Origin of the sequence: Achromobacter sp. ESBL13, assembly GCF_036668755.1 — a bacterium.
In the GTDB taxonomy this organism is placed as follows: domain Bacteria; phylum Pseudomonadota; class Gammaproteobacteria; order Burkholderiales; family Burkholderiaceae_B; genus Achromobacter.
The window spans coordinates 135013-150514 of sequence record NZ_JAZEVT010000001.1; the positions used below are offsets into that span (position 1 = coordinate 135013).

Genomic DNA, 15502 nt, shown 5'->3' on the forward strand with positions numbered 1-15502 from the left:
ACGTGAGAAACATCGTTGTGGACGGGGCCGGCGCGGCCCTATCTGGATTGCAGGACGGACACACCGTGATGGTGGGCGGCTTTGGCGGGGCGGGCCTGCCCCGGCGCCTGATCGAAGCCGTCTTGGCCGCTGGCGTGCGCGACCTGACGGTGATTTCAAACAATGCCGGCTCCGGCGCGGGCGACCTGTCGGCGTGGTTCGAGGCGAAGATCGTTCGCAAGATCATCTGCTCTTACCCCAGAAGCGCCGCGGCGTTTGCTGAGCAGTATCGAGCAGGCACGGTTGAACTGGAGTTGGTGCCGCAAGGCACGCTGGTTGAGCGGATTCGCGCGGCCGGGGCCGGGCTGGGCGGATTCCTGAGCCCCGTCGGCGTGGGTACGCTGTTCGAGCATGGCAAGCAACAGCTGGAAGTCGGCGGCAAGACCTACTTGCTGGAGGTGCCGCTGAAAGCGGATTTTGCGCTGCTGCGAGGCCGCGCCGCCGACACCATGGGAAATGTGGTCTACAACAAGACGGCCCGCAATCACCAGGCGGTCATGGCCACCGCTGCCGACACCGTCGTGGTGGAGGTGGCTGAAATTTTGGCTCCCGGCAACCTGGACCCCGAAGCCATCATCACGCCCTGCATCTTTGTAGACAGGGTTTTTCTAGCGGAGCGCGCATGAACCCCTTGACCCGAGACAGCATGGCCAGAATGGTCGCGCACAGCCTGCCGCGCAATGCCTTTGTGAATCTGGGCATCGGCGCGCCGACCCTGATTGCCGATCATCTGCCCGACGAACGGGGTGTGATTCTGCATAGCGAGAACGGCATGCTCAACCTGGGCCCCAAACCGGCCCCGGATGAGGAAGACTTCGACCTGATCAATGCGGGAAAAAGCCCCGTCACGATCAAGACCGGTGGAGCCTTCTTTGACTCCAGCATGGCATTCGCGATGATGCGGGGCGGGCACATCGACGTGGCGGTGCTGGGCGCCTTTCAGGTGTCCGCATCTGGCGACCTGGCCAATTGGAATACCGGGAATGTTGACGGCGCGCCGCCCGCGATCGGCGGCGCCATTGACCTGGCCGTGGGCGCCAGGCAGATCTGGGTCATGATGGATCACGTGACAAAGGACAACGTGCCCCGCCTGGTAAGGCGCTGCACCTTGCCATTGACGGCGGTGGGCGTGGTCAAGCGCGTATTCACCAACTATTGCGTCATGGCCGTGGAGCCAGATGGCCTGCGCGTCGAGGCGGTACGGCAAGGGCTGACGCCGGAGGCACTGCAAGCCATGACTGAGGCGCCGCTTCAGTTTGGCTGCCGCCTTGGGGTTATCCGCGAAGACGGCACTATGGAGCCGGCGGGCGCGTGATGCAACACAGCGCCCTTTGAGGAAGCCGGCGGCCGTTCGCCTGGAACGAATGAGCGCCTGAACGCATGAACGCAGGCGGGCGCGATCGGCCGCACGAATCTGCATACAATCCCCAGGATATCAACCCGGCCGCCCACCGCGCGGTGCCGATACCCATCCTGAAGGATTTCTACGTGGCGCTAAAACTGAAGCTTCTTCGCGTGCAGGCAGGCCTGACCTTGGAGCAGTTGGCACAGTCCTGTGGGCTGACGCGTAGCTACATATCCAAAGTCGAGCGGGGAATTTCCACGCCGTCGATCGAAACCGCGTTCAAGCTCGCCCATGCATTGGGCGTGAACGTGGATCGCTTGTTCGGCAAGTCGGAACAGCGCGACGAATTTTCCATCGTGCGCGCCAAGGATGCCGGACCCGACGAAGCCAGCGAATACCTGTCGCTGGTGGCCGGTGCCAACGGCAACCGGCTGATGCGTGCCTTTGTCATCCGCCCTGGCCAGTTCAACGGCGGGCGGGCCAAAAAGCGGATTCTGAGCCATCACGACGGCGAGGAGATCCTGTACGTGCTGGCGGGCAAGCTGGAACTGACGGTGGGCGACAGAAAGGAAATCCTGGATGTGGGCGATTGCGTCCAGTTCAATTCATCAATGCCGCACAAGCTGGTGTCCGTAGGCAAAAAAGAAGGGGTGGGGCTGATCGTGGTGACCAGCCGCGACCCCATGCTGCTTTAGCGGCACCCCTTCTGTATCAATGCATCTGCCCGTAGCGCCCGGCGTTGAAGTCCTGGATGGCTTCGACGATCTGTGCTTGCGTGTTCATCACGAAGGGGCCATAGCCCACCACGGGTTCATCGATGGGCTCGCCGCTTAAGACGAGGAACACCGCGTCGTTGTTGGCTTCAACGGTGATGTCCTCGCCGTCTTGCGAAAACAACGCCAGCTGCGCGTCACGCGCCACCGATTCACCGTTGATGAGCAGGGTGCCGCGCAGCACCACCAGCATGCTGTTGCGGCCGGCGGCCACGGGGAAGGTGGCGGACTTGCCCGCCTTCAGGCGTACGTCCCACACGTCCATCGGCGTGAAGGTGCGGGCAGGGCCGGCGTGGCCGTTGAAGTTGCCGGCGATGACGCGCACGCTGCCCGCGTCGTCCGGCAATACCGCCACCGGGATGTCGGCGTTCAAGATGCCTTGGTAGCCCGCCGCCGCGCCCTTGTCCTTGGCGGGCAGGTTGACCCACAACTGCACCATTTCCAGCTCGCCGCCGGTGCGCGTGAACGCCGGGGAATGGAATTCCTCATGCAAGATGCCCGAGGCGGCCGTCATCCATTGCACGTCGCCGGGGCCGATGACGCCGCCGTTACCGGTGGAGTCGCGATGTTCCACCTCGCCGCTGTAGACGATGGTGACGGTTTCAAAACCGCGATGGGGGTGCTGGCCGACGCCGCGCGGGTGGTCGGCGGGCTCGAACTTTGCCGGGCCGGCGTAATCCAGCAGCAGAAAGGGGCTGACATTCTTGCCTTTGTCGTTGTACGAGAACATCGAGCGCACGGGGAAGCCGTCGCCCACCCAGTGGGGGCGGGGGGCGGCGTGCAGGCCGAGGATCTTTTTCATGGCGTCTATTCCTATTGCGCGGCCCCTTCGGAGCCGTTCGTCATGGGGATAAAGGTTAGGGCGGAACAGCGCTTTCAGTAGTTCGGATTTTGATAAGGACTGTTCCATAAATCGGACGACAGCCAGCCGTGCTTTGCGCGGATTCTGAAGAATGTCGAATCATCCCAAGGGCCATCCGCCAGAAGGATGAGGCGCTGTTTTTTAAGAATAATCCGATTTTTTGAGCAGGCTTGTCTCCCTATCGTGAAGCCTTGCCGCCGGAAGCACGATGTTGCCCGGCCCGGCTTTTCTTCCTGCCACCCGATATTCGATACCCGATACCCCGATGCTTCCAGCCATGATTTCACCTCTGTTTTCCCGCCTTCGTTCCCACGCCGGGCATCTGTCCGTAGCGGCCGTCGCCCTTGCCGTGGGGGTGTTGAGCGGCAAGATCTGGATGCTGTGGCAGGCGCTGTCCTGAAGCCGGCCTGAGCCAGTTGGCGTGTCCCGCCAGAGCCAACCGGCGTACCCGCCTTCAGTCGCCTGGCGTATCCTGCCGCCATGAAACCTGACGAGACTCTCGCGCCCGACGGCGCCACCGACCACGTCTGGGGCTTTGCCCCGGTTGCCGCGCCCGATGCGCGGGTCCTGGTGCTGGGCTCCATGCCGGGGGTGGCCTCGCTACGTCAGGCGCGCTATTACGGCCATCCGCGCAATGCGTTCTGGCCCATTGCGGCGCAGGTGCTGGGCTTTGATGCCGCGCTGGAATATCCGCTGCGGCTGCACGCCCTACGCGCCGCCGGCGTCGCCCTGTGGGACGTGCTGCATGCCTGCGAGCGGCCGGGCAGCCTGGATGCCGACATCCGCCACGACACCCTGGTGCCCAATGATTTCGCCGCTTTTTTCGACGGCCACCCGGCCATCGTCCGCGTGTGCTTCAACGGCGCCAAGGCGGCGACGCTGTATCGCCGCTACGTGCTGCCGGTGTTGCCACCGCAGGCCCGCGCGCTGGACTACCTGGATCTGCCATCCACCAGCCCGGCCCATGCCGCCGCGTCCTTCGACATGAAGCTGGCCGCGTGGCGTGCCGCGTTGACGCCGTAACAGGGCCATCGGGGCACGATGCCAGGATCTCTGTCCCCGATTTGATACAGATCAACGGTCTATATAACTTCCGGTGATAAGGTAATAACAACAAGAAGTTACCTGTCCGGAGTTGTCCGCAATGCCCCCATCCCCCGTCTCTTCCGAACCCCCTCTACGGGGTAAACGCGGTTTCCTCAAAGGGCTGCTCGGCCTTGGCGCCGCCGCCACCGTTATCCCCATCCACGCCGAAGCCACCGGCCTGAACGGCCAGCCGCCGCGCCGCCCCGGCATGGCGGGCAGGCGCTACGGCATGGTCGTCGACATGCGCAAGTGCATCGGCTGCCAGTCCTGTACGGTCAGCTGTTCCCTGGAAAACCTGCCGCCCATCGGCCAGTTCCGCACCACCGTCCTGCAATACGAAGTGACTCCCGACGATGGCGGCCCCTGCGCCATGGTGATGCTGCCGCGCCTGTGCAACCACTGCGACAACCCGCCCTGTGTACCGGTCTGCCCGGTGCAGGCCACGTTTCAGCGCGAAGACGGCATCGTGCTGGTCGACAACGAACGCTGCGTGGGCTGCGCCTATTGCGTGCAAGCCTGTCCGTACGACGCCCGCTTCATCAACCACGACACGCAAACGGCCGACAAGTGCACGTTCTGCGAACACCGGCTGGAAGCCGGGCTGCTGCCGGCCTGCGTGGAAAGCTGCGTGGGCGGCGCGCGCGTCATCGGCGACATGAACGACCCGGACAGCGCCATTTCGAAGCTGCTGGTGGAACACAAGGCCGACATCAAGGTGCTGAAACCTGAGATGAAGACTGACCCCCACGTCTATTACATCGGCTTGCCCGACGCGTTCGTTCACCAGGTCGACGGCCAGGCAGGCGTGCGCCTGGCCGGCGGACATTGAGCCATCGAAGGGGACTTTCATGCAGATCTCGGAATTGCTCACGCCGGTTTACGACGCCGCCTGGCTGCCTTGGGCCGTGCAGTATTTCTTTCTTATCGGCATCGCGGCCACCACGGCGCTGACCGCCGCCTTTGCCGCTTTCGGCCAGGCGGGTTCGCCGTTGCGCCGTTTGTTGCCAGCCGCCGTGGCCGTGCTGCTGGTCAGCGCCATCGCCGCGCCAGTTTCTCTACTGGCCGACTTGCATCAGCCCGGCCGATTCTGGCACTTCTATGCGCACCTGACGCCCTGGTCGTGGATGTGGCTGGGCGCCTTGTTGCTGCCTGTATTCGTCGGCCTGTCGGTGCTGTTTTGCGCGGCGTGGTGGTGGGGGCGCATCGGTTGGCTGCGCGTGTTGGCGGTCGGGCTGGCGCTGTCTGCCGCGTCCATCCTGGTCTACACCGGCGCCGAAGTCATGGTGCTGCGGTCGCGGCCCCTGTGGCACACGGCGTTCCTGCCCGTGAACTTCGCGTTGACGGCCTGGCTGGGCGCGTTGGGCGCCATGTTCCTGGTGGGCCGCTGGTTGCCCGGCGGCATGAAGGCCTTGCCGGTGGAGACGTTGCGCGGGCTGAGCTTGTCCGCCGTGATTTTGATGGCGGTGGGCGCGGGCGCCTGGGCGGGCTTGGGCCTGTTGGGCGCGGACCCGTCGTTTGACGCGGCGTTGCGGCTGTTCGCCGACTTTCCCATCTGGCGCATCAGCCTGGCGGGCGCGGTTATCACGGGCCTTTGCATGATTGCGTTGTTGCAACGGCCGGCCCAAGCGCTTGCCGCACCGCTGCCCTCGGCCACGTTGGGGCTGATGATGCTGGGCGCCGCCTGGATCTTCCGCTGGGTGGTCTTCATGAGCGTGCAGGGCGTGCCCAAGTATGGCGCGGGCCTGTATCTGTACGACATGCCGTGGGGCAGCGATGGGCTGCTGGGCATGGTTGGGGTGCTGGGGCTGTGCGTGGCGCTGATCACGGCGGTGACCTGGGCCCTGGAAAGCTACCCGGCGCGCAAGCGCGGCTTGGCGGGCTGACCGCCATGGAACACAAAGCAATGAACAAGCAACACGAAGACGACAAGCCCGGCGTGGATACGCCGGATGACGCCGCCCGGCGCAAGCTGATGGTGCGTGGCGGCATGGTTGCCGGTGGCATGGCCGCCTTTGCGGCGGGCTACGGCGAAACGGTGGCGCGGGCCGTCAAGGGCCTGGCCCAGGGCACGGCCGGCGTGCCGACCGCGCACGCGGTGCGCGGCAACTCGTTGACGCCCGAATTTCGCATCGACCCGCTGACCGGCGTCTTAAGCGCCCAGCCGGGCCAGACAGTCAGCCCGTCCAGCTGCCTGGGCTGCTGGACGCAGTGCGGCGTGCGCCTGCGCGTGGACACCGCGCAAAACCGCATTCTGCGTGTGGCCGGCAACCCATACCACCCCTTGGCCACGACGCGGCCGGCGGCCATGGAAGCGCCCGTGCGCGAGGTCTACGCGCAGCTGGGCGGCGACAACGGGCTGGAAGGGCGCGCCACATCCTGCGCGCGCGGCTCGGCCATGCTTGAACAGATGCACAGCCCGTACCGCGTGCTGCAACCGCTAAAGCGCGTGGGTGCGCGCGGGGAAGGAAAGTGGCAAAGCATTTCGTTCGAGCAGCTGGTGCAGGAAGTGTGCGAAGGCGGCGACCTGTTCGGCGAAGGCCACGTTGACGGGCTGCGCGCCATCTATGACCGCGACACGATGCTGGACCCGGAAAACCCCGAGTACGGCGCGCGCGTCAACCAATTCCTGTTCACGGATGCGTCCAACGAAGGCCGCACGCCGCTGATCCAGCGCTTTGCCGCGCAGTCTTTCGGCACGGTCAATTTCAGTAATCACGGGTCGTATTGCGGACAGAGCTTTCGGGTGGGCGCGGGCGCCGCATTGGGCGACCTGAAGGGCATGCCGCACGGCAAGCCGGACTGGGACAATGCGCGCTTCGGCCTCTTCATCGGCGCGGCGCCCGCGCAGGCCGGCAATCCGTTTCAGCGTCAGGCCCGGCAGTTGGCCGAAGCGCGCGTGCGCCCGGAGGCGGACAGCTTCACCTACGTGGTCGTGTCGCCGGTCTTGCCGGCCTCGTCCAGCTTGTCGGCTGGTTCCGGCAACGAATGGGTGCCCGTGAATCCCGCCAGCGACCTGGCTCTTGCCATGGGCTTGATCCGCTGGATTCTGGACAACGAACGTTTTGACGCCAAGGCGCTGGCACAGCCCGGCCCGCAGGCCATGAAGGCGGCGGGCGAGGCCGCGTGGACCAACGCCACGCATCTGGTCGTGGCCGAACCCGGCCACCCGCGCCTGGGCACTTTTTTGCGTGGCGCCGACCTGGGCTGGCCACGCCCCGTGGACGCCGGCGACAAGTGGGAAGACGTGTACGTGGTGCGTCGTGATGACGGCACGCTGGCCCCGCACACGGACGCGTCGCCCGCGACGCTGTTCGTGGACGAACGCATCGCCGCCCCGGGCATGGCGGGCGCTCCCGATTCGCTGCGTGTCTGTTCGTCGCTGACCCTGCTGCGCGAGGAATCGCATCGCAAATCGCTGGATGAATACGCCGGCCTGTGCGGCGTGCCGGCGGAAAAGATCGCCCAGCTGGCGCACCGCTTCACCAGCTACGGCAAGCGCGCCGTGGCCGACGCGCATGGCGGCACGATGAGCGGCGCGGGCTTCTACACCGCCTACGCCATCGCCATGCTCAACACCCTGGTGGGCAACCTGAACGTGGACGGGGGCCTGGTGTTGGACGCGGGCCCGTTCCCGCCTTATGGCCCGGGCCCGCGCTACAACATCGCCGGCTTCGCCAACCGCGCCGCGCCCAAGGGCGTTGCCTTGTCGCGCAACCGTTTTCCCTACGAGAAGTCCAGCGAATTTTCGCGCAAGAAGGCGGCGGGCCAGCCCGCGTATCCGGCGTCGGCGCCGTGGTATCCGGCCACCGGCGGGTTAAGTTCCGAAATGCTGGCGTCCGCGCTCGCGGGGTACCCGTATCGCGCCAAGGTGTGGTTCAACCACATGAGCAACCCGGTCTACGGCATCGCGGGCTTCAAGACCCTGCTGGCCGACAAGATGAAGGACCCGCGCATCCTGCCGCTGTCGGTGTCGATCAACCCGTTCATCAACGAGACGAACGCGCTGGCCGACTACATCGTGCCCGACACCGTCACCTATGAAAGCTGGGGCGTGTCGGCGCCGTGGGCCGACGTGGTCGCCAAGGCGTCCACTGTGCGCTGGCCCGCCGTGCAGCCGTTGGTGGCGCGCACGGCAACCGATGAACCGGTCTGCCTGGAAACCTTTTTGATCGCCTGCGCCAAGCGCCTGGGCATGCCGGGCTTCGGCGCCAACGCCATCACGGACAAGGACGGCGGCAAGCATGCGCTGGACACGCCCGAGGATTTCTTTTTGCGCGGCATGGCCAACATCGCGTTCGCGGGCGGCCGCGCCGTGCCCGAGGCCACCGACGAAGACATGGCCCTGACCGGTGTGGACCGCTATCGCGACCTGCTGCAACACAAGCTGCAACCTGGTGAATGGCGGCAGGTGGCGATGCTGATGAGCCGGGGCGGGCGCTTCGACAAAATGGACGACGCCTGGGTGCAAAGCGCCACGGGCCGGCAGACGCGCGTCGCGTACACCAAGCCGCTGCACGTATGGAGCGAAGACCTTGCCGGGTTCCGCCACGCCATGACGGGCGAGCGTTATAGCGGTTGCCCGACGTGGTATCCGGCGCGCCTGGCGGATGGGCGCGACGTGCGCGCCGAGTATTCCCCGCAGGATTGGCCGTTCTTGCTGACTTCGTTCAAGTCGAACCTGATGAGTTCGATGTCTATCGGCGTGAACCGGCTTCGGCAGGTGCATCCGCATAATCCCGTGTCGATCAACCGCCAGGACGGCGAACGGCTGGGCATCCGCAACGGCGATGCGGTGCGCATCGTGACGCCGGGCGGGGCGGTGAGCGGGCTGGCGCTGTTGCGTGATGGCATCCAGCCGGGCGCCGTCGGCATCGAACACGGATACGGCCATACCGAGCTGGGCGCGCGGGCGCACCTCATTGACGGCAAACCCATGCCGCACGACGCGTCGCTGGCGGCGGGGGTGAACCTGAACGACCTGGGCTTTGGCGACGCCACGCGTGGCGCGCACGCCAACGTGTGGATCGACTGGGTCTCCGGCGCGGCCGTGCGCCAGGGCTTGCCGGCGCGGATCGAGCGGGTCTGAGGCGCGCGTCAGCGCACCACGGTGTCTGCCACCAGCTCCAGGTCGCTGGCCCGGATGTCCACGTCGGGCAGCACGCCCGACAGGTCGCCGGGCTGCGCCGCGGCCTTGCCCGAGCGGCTGACGCGGATCTCGACGCGGACGCGGCTTGCCTTGGACAGCGTCGCGTCCGGCGACATGGCGCTTGCGTCATCCAGCACAAAGGCGCGCGGCAGATCAGAGACGCGCCACTGCGTGATGGCCAGCGGCATTCGCGAGCCCGAGACCGGGCGCGCCAGGATGAAGACCGTATCGCCGGGCTGCACCTGATCGCGAAGGGCGTCGGCGATGCGCGCCGTGCCGGATAGACGGGCGGGGCTAGCCGTGGCGTTGCCATTACCGCCTGCGTTGTTGGCCGACGGTGCGCCGGCCTGAAGGCCGCTGGCCGGCATGACGGGTTCGCCGCCTGGGGCGCCACGGGTCGGCATGCTCGGTTCGTTGTCTTTGGCGTCAGTTGCCGGCATGACCGGTGCTCCGTCTTTGACGCCAGTCGTCGGCAAGACCGATGCGCCGGCCGCCATGGCGCGTGCCTGCGCGATGTTCGACTGGATCTGGCGCGCCGCGTCGGAGTCCGCCGGCAGCAACGCTTGCAGCCGCTGCCAATGGCCCAGCGCCTCGGCCGCGTCGCCCCGGCGCAACGCCATCATGCCGGCCAGTGCCAGCGCCTTGGGCTGGTCCGGGTCATTGGCCAGCGCTTCGGCCACCGCCGCGATGGCGTTGGCCTCGGGCTTGCCCTGATTGGCGGACAGCAGCGCGTCGGCCAGGTCCGCCAACACGACGGCTTGGCCCGGCACCCGGCGCAACACCTGCCGATACGCCGCCACGGCGTCCGTGTAGCGCCCCAGCGTTTCGTAGGACCGCGCCAGCATGTACCAGCCGTCGGCATCGTCCGGGGCGGCGCGCAGCCGCCGGGCCAAGGCGTTGATGGCCACGGCCATGTCGTTGGCGCTGTCACTGTCGTTGTCATTGGCTGCCGGATTATTCGGCGCCGCACCGATTGCCGGGTCGCTCGCAGCACCGTTCTGCAAACCAATCGACGGGTCGATCCCCGCACCGTTCTGTACACCGCTCGCCGCGTTGCCGCGCGCCATGTTGGCATGCGCGGGCGCCGCGCGCGTGGCCGTCAGGTCCGCCACCGCGCGCGGATTGCCCAGCTTGCCGTATAGCAACACGGCAGCCATGGGCACCAGCACGCTCAACAGGCAGGCGGCGGCCAAGGCGGCGCGCTGGCCGCCCGCCGGCCCCACGCGGGGCTGCCTGGCCGCCAGGTCTTGCAGCAGTTCTCGCTGCAATTCTTCTTCCGCGCGCAGCCTGGCCTGGGGCGTCAGGCTGCCGCTGCGCACGTCGCGCTGCAATTGCTCGCGCTGCGCCAGATAGAAAGCGCGCAGGCTTTCGTCAGCGGCGGGCGCGGTGGACGGCGCGCGGCGCAGCAGAGGTGGGATGAGGCATAGCAAGGTTGCGAGCAACAGCAGCACGACGATGATCCAAAGCGTGGTCATGGGCCGGTGTCCAGAAAGTTCGCGGCGCGTGCGCGCTCGTCGGCCGTCAGCGGTGCGCGCGCCACGGCGCGCCGCTTCAGGGTGCGCAGCAACACCCAGAAGCCCAACGCCAGCAGGGCGAACGGGCCCAGCCACAGCAGCCACGTAATGGGCTTGAAGGGCGGGTCGTAGCGCACGAAGTCGCCATAGCGGTCTTCAAAGAAACGCATGATTTGCGCGTCGCTGCGGCCGTCGGCCAATTGCGCGTGGATCAGCTTGCGCATGTCATGCGCCAGCGGCGCGTTGGAGTCAGCCAGGCTCTGGTTCTGGCAGACCAGGCAGCGCAACCCGTGCGCCAGCTTGTCGGCGCGTTGCTGGTCGGCGGGCGATAGCGCGGGCAGGGCGGCAGGGGCGGGGGGCGAAGCGGCCTGCACAGCTGATGCGCCGAATGACAACGCGAATGACATCACGAGCGACATCAAGACTGGCATCACGAGTGACATCACGAGTGGCATCACGAACGACACCAAGAACGGCGGCAAGAACGGCGGCAAGAACGCCAAGACGGCCGTCGATGTTCGCGCCGGTTCCGACGGCAGCGTTGGCCTTAGCTCCGTCAATCCTGCTATCCCGGCTTTATGCCGCCGTCTCATTTCAGCGCCTCGATGATCGGCAATATCCGCGACCGAAAGATGTCGGGTGTGATCAAGCCCAGATGCTTGTGGCGGATGCGGCCCGCGCCGTCGATCACGAAGGTCTCCGGCACGCCGTACACGCCATATTCAATGCCCACGCGCCCGTCCGTGTCGCTGGCCGACGCGACGTACGGGTTGCCGTTGCGTGCCAGCCAGGCGGCGGCGTCGTCCGGCTGATCTTTGTAGTTCAGCCCGTACAGCGGAATGGCATATTGCCGGGCGGCCTCGCGCAGCACGGGCACTTCTTCCTGGCACGGCGCGCACCAGGAGGCCCACACGTTCAGCAGCCAGACCTGGCCGCGCAGCGCTTGCACGTCCAGCCGTTCGCCGGGCGATTGCAGCACGGGCAGGTTGATGGCGGGGGCGGGCTTGTCGATCATGGCCGATGGCACGGCGCGCGGGTCTCGCGACAGCCCCATCGCCAGGAACACGGCCATTGCCATGAAGACAGCCAGCGGCAGCGCGTAGCGCATCAATAGCCCTCCCGGGCTTGACGCCGGGCCGGTGCCACGGCGGGCGGGTTCTGGCGTGCGACGGCTTCCTGCTGCCGGCGATAGCGCTTGTCGCCCGCCGCCAGCAAGCCGCCCAGCGCCATCAACAGGCACCCGGCCCAGATCCACGTCATGAAGGGCTTGACCTGGATGCGCACCGTCCAGGCCGTGTTACCGCCGGCATCGTCCACCGGTTCGCCCAGCGCCACGAACAGGTCGCGCGTGGGGCCGGTGTCGATGTCGGCCTGGCTTAGCGCCATGTCCTGCACGGTGTACAGGCGTTTTTCGGGATACAGCGTCACCACCGGTTGGCCGTCGCGCGTGACGGTGAACCGGGCGCGCTGGGCGGTGTAGTTGGGGCCGGTGGCGGGCGCGATGCCTGCAAAGGTGAATGCATAGCCGCCCGCTTCCTGGGTGGCGCCGACGTCCATCCGGATCTCGTGCTTGACTTCATAGCCGTTGGCCAACGTGACGCCCGCGATAAAGACGCCGATGCCCGCGTGCGCCAGCAACATGCCATACCAGGATCGCGGCTGCCGTGCCAGGCGGCGCAGCCATCGCCCGTTGGCGCCGTCGTTCAACCTTTGCCACGCGTGCGCGCCGCAGGATGCCACCGACCAGGCGGCCAGCCACAGTCCAAGCATGACCAGCGGCGAGCCCAGGCGCGCCGGCCCGGGCATGGCCAACGGCAGGACCACGGCGGTCACCACGCTGACGGCGAAGGCCACGCGCAGCCGGCGCGCCAGGTCGGGTACTTCGGCCTGTTTCCAGCGCGCTACCGGGCCCACGCCCATCAGGAAGATCGCGGGCGTCATCAGCGGCACGAACACCGCTTCGAAGTAAGGCGGGCCGATGGATATCTTGCCCCAGTCCAATACGTCCAGCACCACCGGGTACAGCGTGCCCAACAGCACCGCGCCCGCCGCCACCGTCAGCACCACATTGTTGGACAGCAACAGGGATTCGCGCGACAGCAATGCAAACCCGCCGCCCAGGCCCACCGATGGCGCGCGCCACGCGTACAGCGCCAGCGAGCCGCCGACGATCACCGTCATGAAGGCCAGGATGTACAGGCCGCGTCCCGGGTCCACGGCAAACGCATGCACGGATGTCAGCACGCCCGACCGGACCAGGAACGTGCCCAGGATGCTGAGTGAAAACGTGCAGATGGCCAGCAGCACCGTCCAGCTGCGAAATGCGCCCCGGCGCTCGGTGACGATCAGCGAATGGATCAGCGCGGTGCCGGCCAGCCAGGGCATGAACGACGCGTTTTCGACGGGGTCCCAGAACCACCAGCCGCCCCAGCCCAGCACGTAGTAGGCCCATGCGCTGCCCAGCAGGATGCCCACGGTCAGGAACGTCCACGCGGCCAATGTCCAGGGCCGCACCCAGCGCGCCCACAGCGCGTCCAGCTCACCGGACAATAGCGCCGCAATCGCAAACGCGAAGGCCACGGAAAAGCCCACGTAGCCCATGTACAGCATCGGCGGGTGCACGATCATGCCGGGGTCTTGCAGCAGCGGGTTCAGGTCGCGGCCGGCCATGGCGGGCGGCATCAACCGTTCGAACGGGTTGGACAGGAACAGCATGAACAGCAGAAAGCCCACGCTGATCCAGCCCATGACCGCCAGCACGCGGCCGGTAAAGGGCAGGGGCAGGCGGTGGCTGAAGACCGCAACCGCCAGCGTCCAGGCAGACAACAGATACAGCCACAGCAGCAGCGAGCCCTCGTGCCCGCCCCACACGGCGGCAAAGCGATAGGCCGCGGGCAGGTCGGCATGCGAATTGCCCGCCACATACAACACCGAAAAATCGTTATCGACGAACGACCACGCCAGGCAGCCGAAGGCCAGCGTTGTCAGGCAGAACTGGCCCACGGCGGCGGGGCGTGCCACGCGCAACCCCGCCTGCCAGCCGGTGGCCGCGCCGATCAGTGGCAGCGTCGCCTGCGCCAACGCCACCAGCAGGGCAAGGATCAGGCTGAACAGGCCGATCTCGGGAATCATCGGGCCTCCGGGCGCAAGGTGCCGGCAGCGGCAAGGTTGTTGGCCGCGCTGCCCGGCGTGCCGCCGGCCTTGCCGGCGCCGCCATCGACGCCACTGGGGGCGTTGCGCGCGCGCTTGAGCGCGTCGGCGGCTTCCGGCGGCATGTAGTTTTCGTCGTGCTTGGCCAGTACCTGCGTGGCGCGGAACACGCCGTCGGCATCCAGCTTGCCGGCAACCACCACGCCTTTGCCTTCGCGGAACAAGTCGGGTAGCAGGCCCTGGTAGGTGACGGGCACGGTGTGCGCGGTGTCGGTCACGATGAAGCGTAAGGTGACGCCGTCCGGTTCGCGCCGCACCGAGCCTTGTTCGACTAAACCCCCCACGCGAAAGCTGCCGCTGCGTGGCGCCTCGTTGGCCACGACCTGGCTGGGGCTGAAGAAGAACACCAGGTTCGATTGCAGCGCGTTCAACACTAGCGCCGTGGCCATCGCCAACAACGCCAGGCCGCCCGCGATGGCCCATGCGCGGCGCTTACGCGGGGTCATGGACGGCCTCATGGACGGGCCTCATGGACGGCCTCATGGACGGGAGCAGGTGCGGGACTCATGGACCGGGGCTTCGACGGACTCATGGGCGCCCCGACGAAGCGGGTGGGTCGGACAAACCGCGCGATGGGGGCGGGCTGAACTGCTGGCGCGGCCTGCGCATGCCGGACCGCTTGCGCGCGCGGCGCCATAGCGAAAATACCTCCAGCGCCATCAACGCCGCCGTCACGCCGTAGGCGCCCAGCAGGTAAGGGCCATGGCCTTGCAGCGAGAACAACGCGTCCCAGCTCATGGCGCCTCCGGTCGGCTGGGGCGCACGGCGCCCGGTTCGCGTTGCGCGATCAGGCCACGCACGCGAGCCAGCGCCACCGCCGCGCTGTACAGCCAGAACGCCGCCACCATCAGCAGCATGGCGGCCACCATGATGCGCGCCATGCTGGGCGCGGTGGTCAGGCTGATAGATGCGCCCTGATGCAAGGTGCTCCACCATTGCACCGAAAAATAGATGATCGGCACGTTGACCACGCCGGCCAGTAGCAGGATGGCGCCGCCGCGGTCGGCCCGGCGCACATCGTCGGTGGCCGCTTGCAGCGCGATGAAGCCCAGGTACAGAAATTGCAGAATCAGCTCGGAGGTCAGCCGCGCATCCCAGACCCACCACGCGCCCCAGGTGGGCTTGCCCCACAGCGCGCCGGTCCACAAGGTCAGGAACGTGAACAGCGCGCCGGTGGGCGCCAGCGCGCGCATCATCATGAAGGACAGGCGCGTGTTGTAGACCAGGCCCAGCGTGGCATATGCCGCCATCACCAGGTACAGGAACATCGACATCCAGGCGGCCGCCACGTGTATGAACAGAATGCGGTAGACCTCGCCCTGTTGGCTGTCCGGCGGCGCGATGACCAGCCCCACGACCAAGCCCGCCGCGCCGAACAATGCGGCGGCCAGCGCCAGCCAGGGAATCAGCCGACCGGCCAGCGGGTAGAACAGCGCGGCAGAGGCATAGCGCATCCAGCCATAGCCGGCGCTTGCTTCCGCTCTTGCAATGGAACCGGAATCGAAGACAGGTCGCTTCTGCATGGGG

17 protein-coding genes are annotated in these 15502 nt (G+C 66.9%); 8 read left to right on the plus strand and 9 right to left on the minus strand.

The window, feature by feature from the left end:
- Nucleotides 1–2 precede the first annotated feature (2 nt).
- The 3 genes from V6F88_RS00690 to V6F88_RS00700 all read left to right on the plus strand — a co-directional run bounded on the left by V6F88_RS00690 (nt 3) and on the right by V6F88_RS00700 (nt 2079).
- Nucleotides 3–665 carry a CoA transferase subunit A gene (locus V6F88_RS00690; protein ID WP_332607456.1) on the plus strand — a complete coding sequence of 221 codons (663 nt, stop codon included), beginning with the start codon at nt 3–5 and terminating at the stop codon, nt 663–665.
- A complete protein-coding gene (locus V6F88_RS00695; protein WP_332607457.1) occupies nt 662–1354 on the plus strand; it encodes a 3-oxoacid CoA-transferase subunit B in 693 nt (230 codons plus the stop codon). The genes V6F88_RS00690 and V6F88_RS00695 overlap by 4 nt, the downstream gene beginning before the upstream one ends.
- Nucleotides 1355–1527: 173 nt before the next feature.
- Nucleotides 1528–2079, plus strand: coding sequence for a helix-turn-helix domain-containing protein (locus V6F88_RS00700; RefSeq protein ID WP_046804642.1), 552 nt, complete (start codon nt 1528–1530; stop codon nt 2077–2079).
- A gap of 16 nt (nt 2080–2095) precedes the next feature.
- Here V6F88_RS00700 and V6F88_RS00705 read toward each other — a convergent pair whose 3' ends face one another.
- Nucleotides 2096–2959, minus strand: a complete 864-nt coding sequence (locus V6F88_RS00705; RefSeq protein WP_332607460.1) for a pirin family protein — start codon at nt 2957–2959, stop codon at nt 2096–2098.
- 74 nt (nt 2960–3033) lie between these two features.
- On the minus strand, nt 3034–3306 hold the full coding sequence (locus V6F88_RS00710; RefSeq protein WP_332607462.1) for a hypothetical protein: 273 nt from the start codon (nt 3304–3306) through the stop codon (nt 3034–3036).
- Here V6F88_RS00710 and V6F88_RS00715 point away from each other — a divergent pair.
- The 5 genes from V6F88_RS00715 to V6F88_RS00735 all read left to right on the plus strand — a co-directional run bounded on the left by V6F88_RS00715 (nt 3297) and on the right by V6F88_RS00735 (nt 9191).
- Complete coding sequence (locus V6F88_RS00715) at nt 3297–3419, plus strand: hypothetical protein (protein ID WP_332607463.1); 123 nt, start codon at nt 3297–3299, stop codon at nt 3417–3419. The two genes, V6F88_RS00710 and V6F88_RS00715, sit on opposite strands and share 10 nt — an antisense overlap.
- Before the next feature lie 80 nt (nt 3420–3499).
- Entirely contained in the window at nt 3500–4042 is a 543-nt protein-coding gene (locus tag V6F88_RS00720) for a DNA-deoxyinosine glycosylase (RefSeq protein ID WP_332607464.1), read from the plus strand.
- A 121-nt stretch (nt 4043–4163) separates the two neighbouring features.
- Nucleotides 4164–4934 (plus strand): sulfate reduction electron transfer complex DsrMKJOP subunit DsrO, encoded by a 771-nt coding sequence (gene dsrO / locus V6F88_RS00725; protein WP_332607465.1) that lies wholly within the window; start codon nt 4164–4166, stop codon nt 4932–4934.
- A gap of 19 nt (nt 4935–4953) precedes the next feature.
- Nucleotides 4954–5988, plus strand: coding sequence for an NrfD/PsrC family molybdoenzyme membrane anchor subunit (gene nrfD / locus V6F88_RS00730; protein WP_332607466.1), 1035 nt, complete (start codon nt 4954–4956; stop codon nt 5986–5988).
- Between the two features lie 20 nt (nt 5989–6008).
- The gene (locus V6F88_RS00735; RefSeq protein ID WP_332607467.1) at nt 6009–9191 is read left to right on the plus strand and encodes a tetrathionate reductase subunit A; all 3183 of its coding nucleotides are present in this window, start codon (nt 6009–6011) and stop codon (nt 9189–9191) included.
- Between the two features lie 8 nt (nt 9192–9199).
- On the opposite strand, the gene ccmI is transcribed toward V6F88_RS00735, so the two are convergent.
- The 7 genes from ccmI to ccmC form a co-directional block, all read right to left on the minus strand.
- A complete protein-coding gene (ccmI, locus tag V6F88_RS00740) occupies nt 9200–10726 on the minus strand; it encodes a c-type cytochrome biogenesis protein CcmI (protein ID WP_332607468.1) in 1527 nt (508 codons plus the stop codon).
- Nucleotides 10723–11184, minus strand: a complete 462-nt coding sequence (locus V6F88_RS00745; RefSeq protein WP_332607470.1) for a cytochrome c-type biogenesis protein — start codon at nt 11182–11184, stop codon at nt 10723–10725. The genes ccmI and V6F88_RS00745 overlap by 4 nt, the downstream gene beginning before the upstream one ends.
- A gap of 170 nt (nt 11185–11354) precedes the next feature.
- The gene (locus V6F88_RS00750; protein WP_082134458.1) at nt 11355–11876 is read right to left on the minus strand and encodes a DsbE family thiol:disulfide interchange protein; all 522 of its coding nucleotides are present in this window, start codon (nt 11874–11876) and stop codon (nt 11355–11357) included.
- Nucleotides 11873–13897 carry a heme lyase CcmF/NrfE family subunit gene (locus tag V6F88_RS00755; protein ID WP_332607472.1) on the minus strand — a complete coding sequence of 675 codons (2025 nt, stop codon included), beginning with the start codon at nt 13895–13897 and terminating at the stop codon, nt 11873–11875. Before V6F88_RS00755 ends, V6F88_RS00750 begins: the two co-directional genes overlap by 4 nt.
- Nucleotides 13894–14421 (minus strand): cytochrome c maturation protein CcmE, encoded by a 528-nt coding sequence (ccmE, locus tag V6F88_RS00760; RefSeq protein ID WP_332607474.1) that lies wholly within the window; start codon nt 14419–14421, stop codon nt 13894–13896. The genes V6F88_RS00755 and ccmE overlap by 4 nt, the downstream gene beginning before the upstream one ends.
- An 82-nt stretch (nt 14422–14503) precedes the next feature.
- Nucleotides 14504–14713 (minus strand): heme exporter protein CcmD, encoded by a 210-nt coding sequence (gene ccmD / locus V6F88_RS00765; RefSeq protein WP_046804574.1) that lies wholly within the window; start codon nt 14711–14713, stop codon nt 14504–14506.
- Nucleotides 14710–15498, minus strand: coding sequence for a heme ABC transporter permease CcmC (ccmC, locus tag V6F88_RS00770; RefSeq protein ID WP_442880111.1), 789 nt, complete (start codon nt 15496–15498; stop codon nt 14710–14712). The genes ccmD and ccmC overlap by 4 nt, the downstream gene beginning before the upstream one ends.
- Nucleotides 15499–15502: the final 4 nt, after the last annotated feature.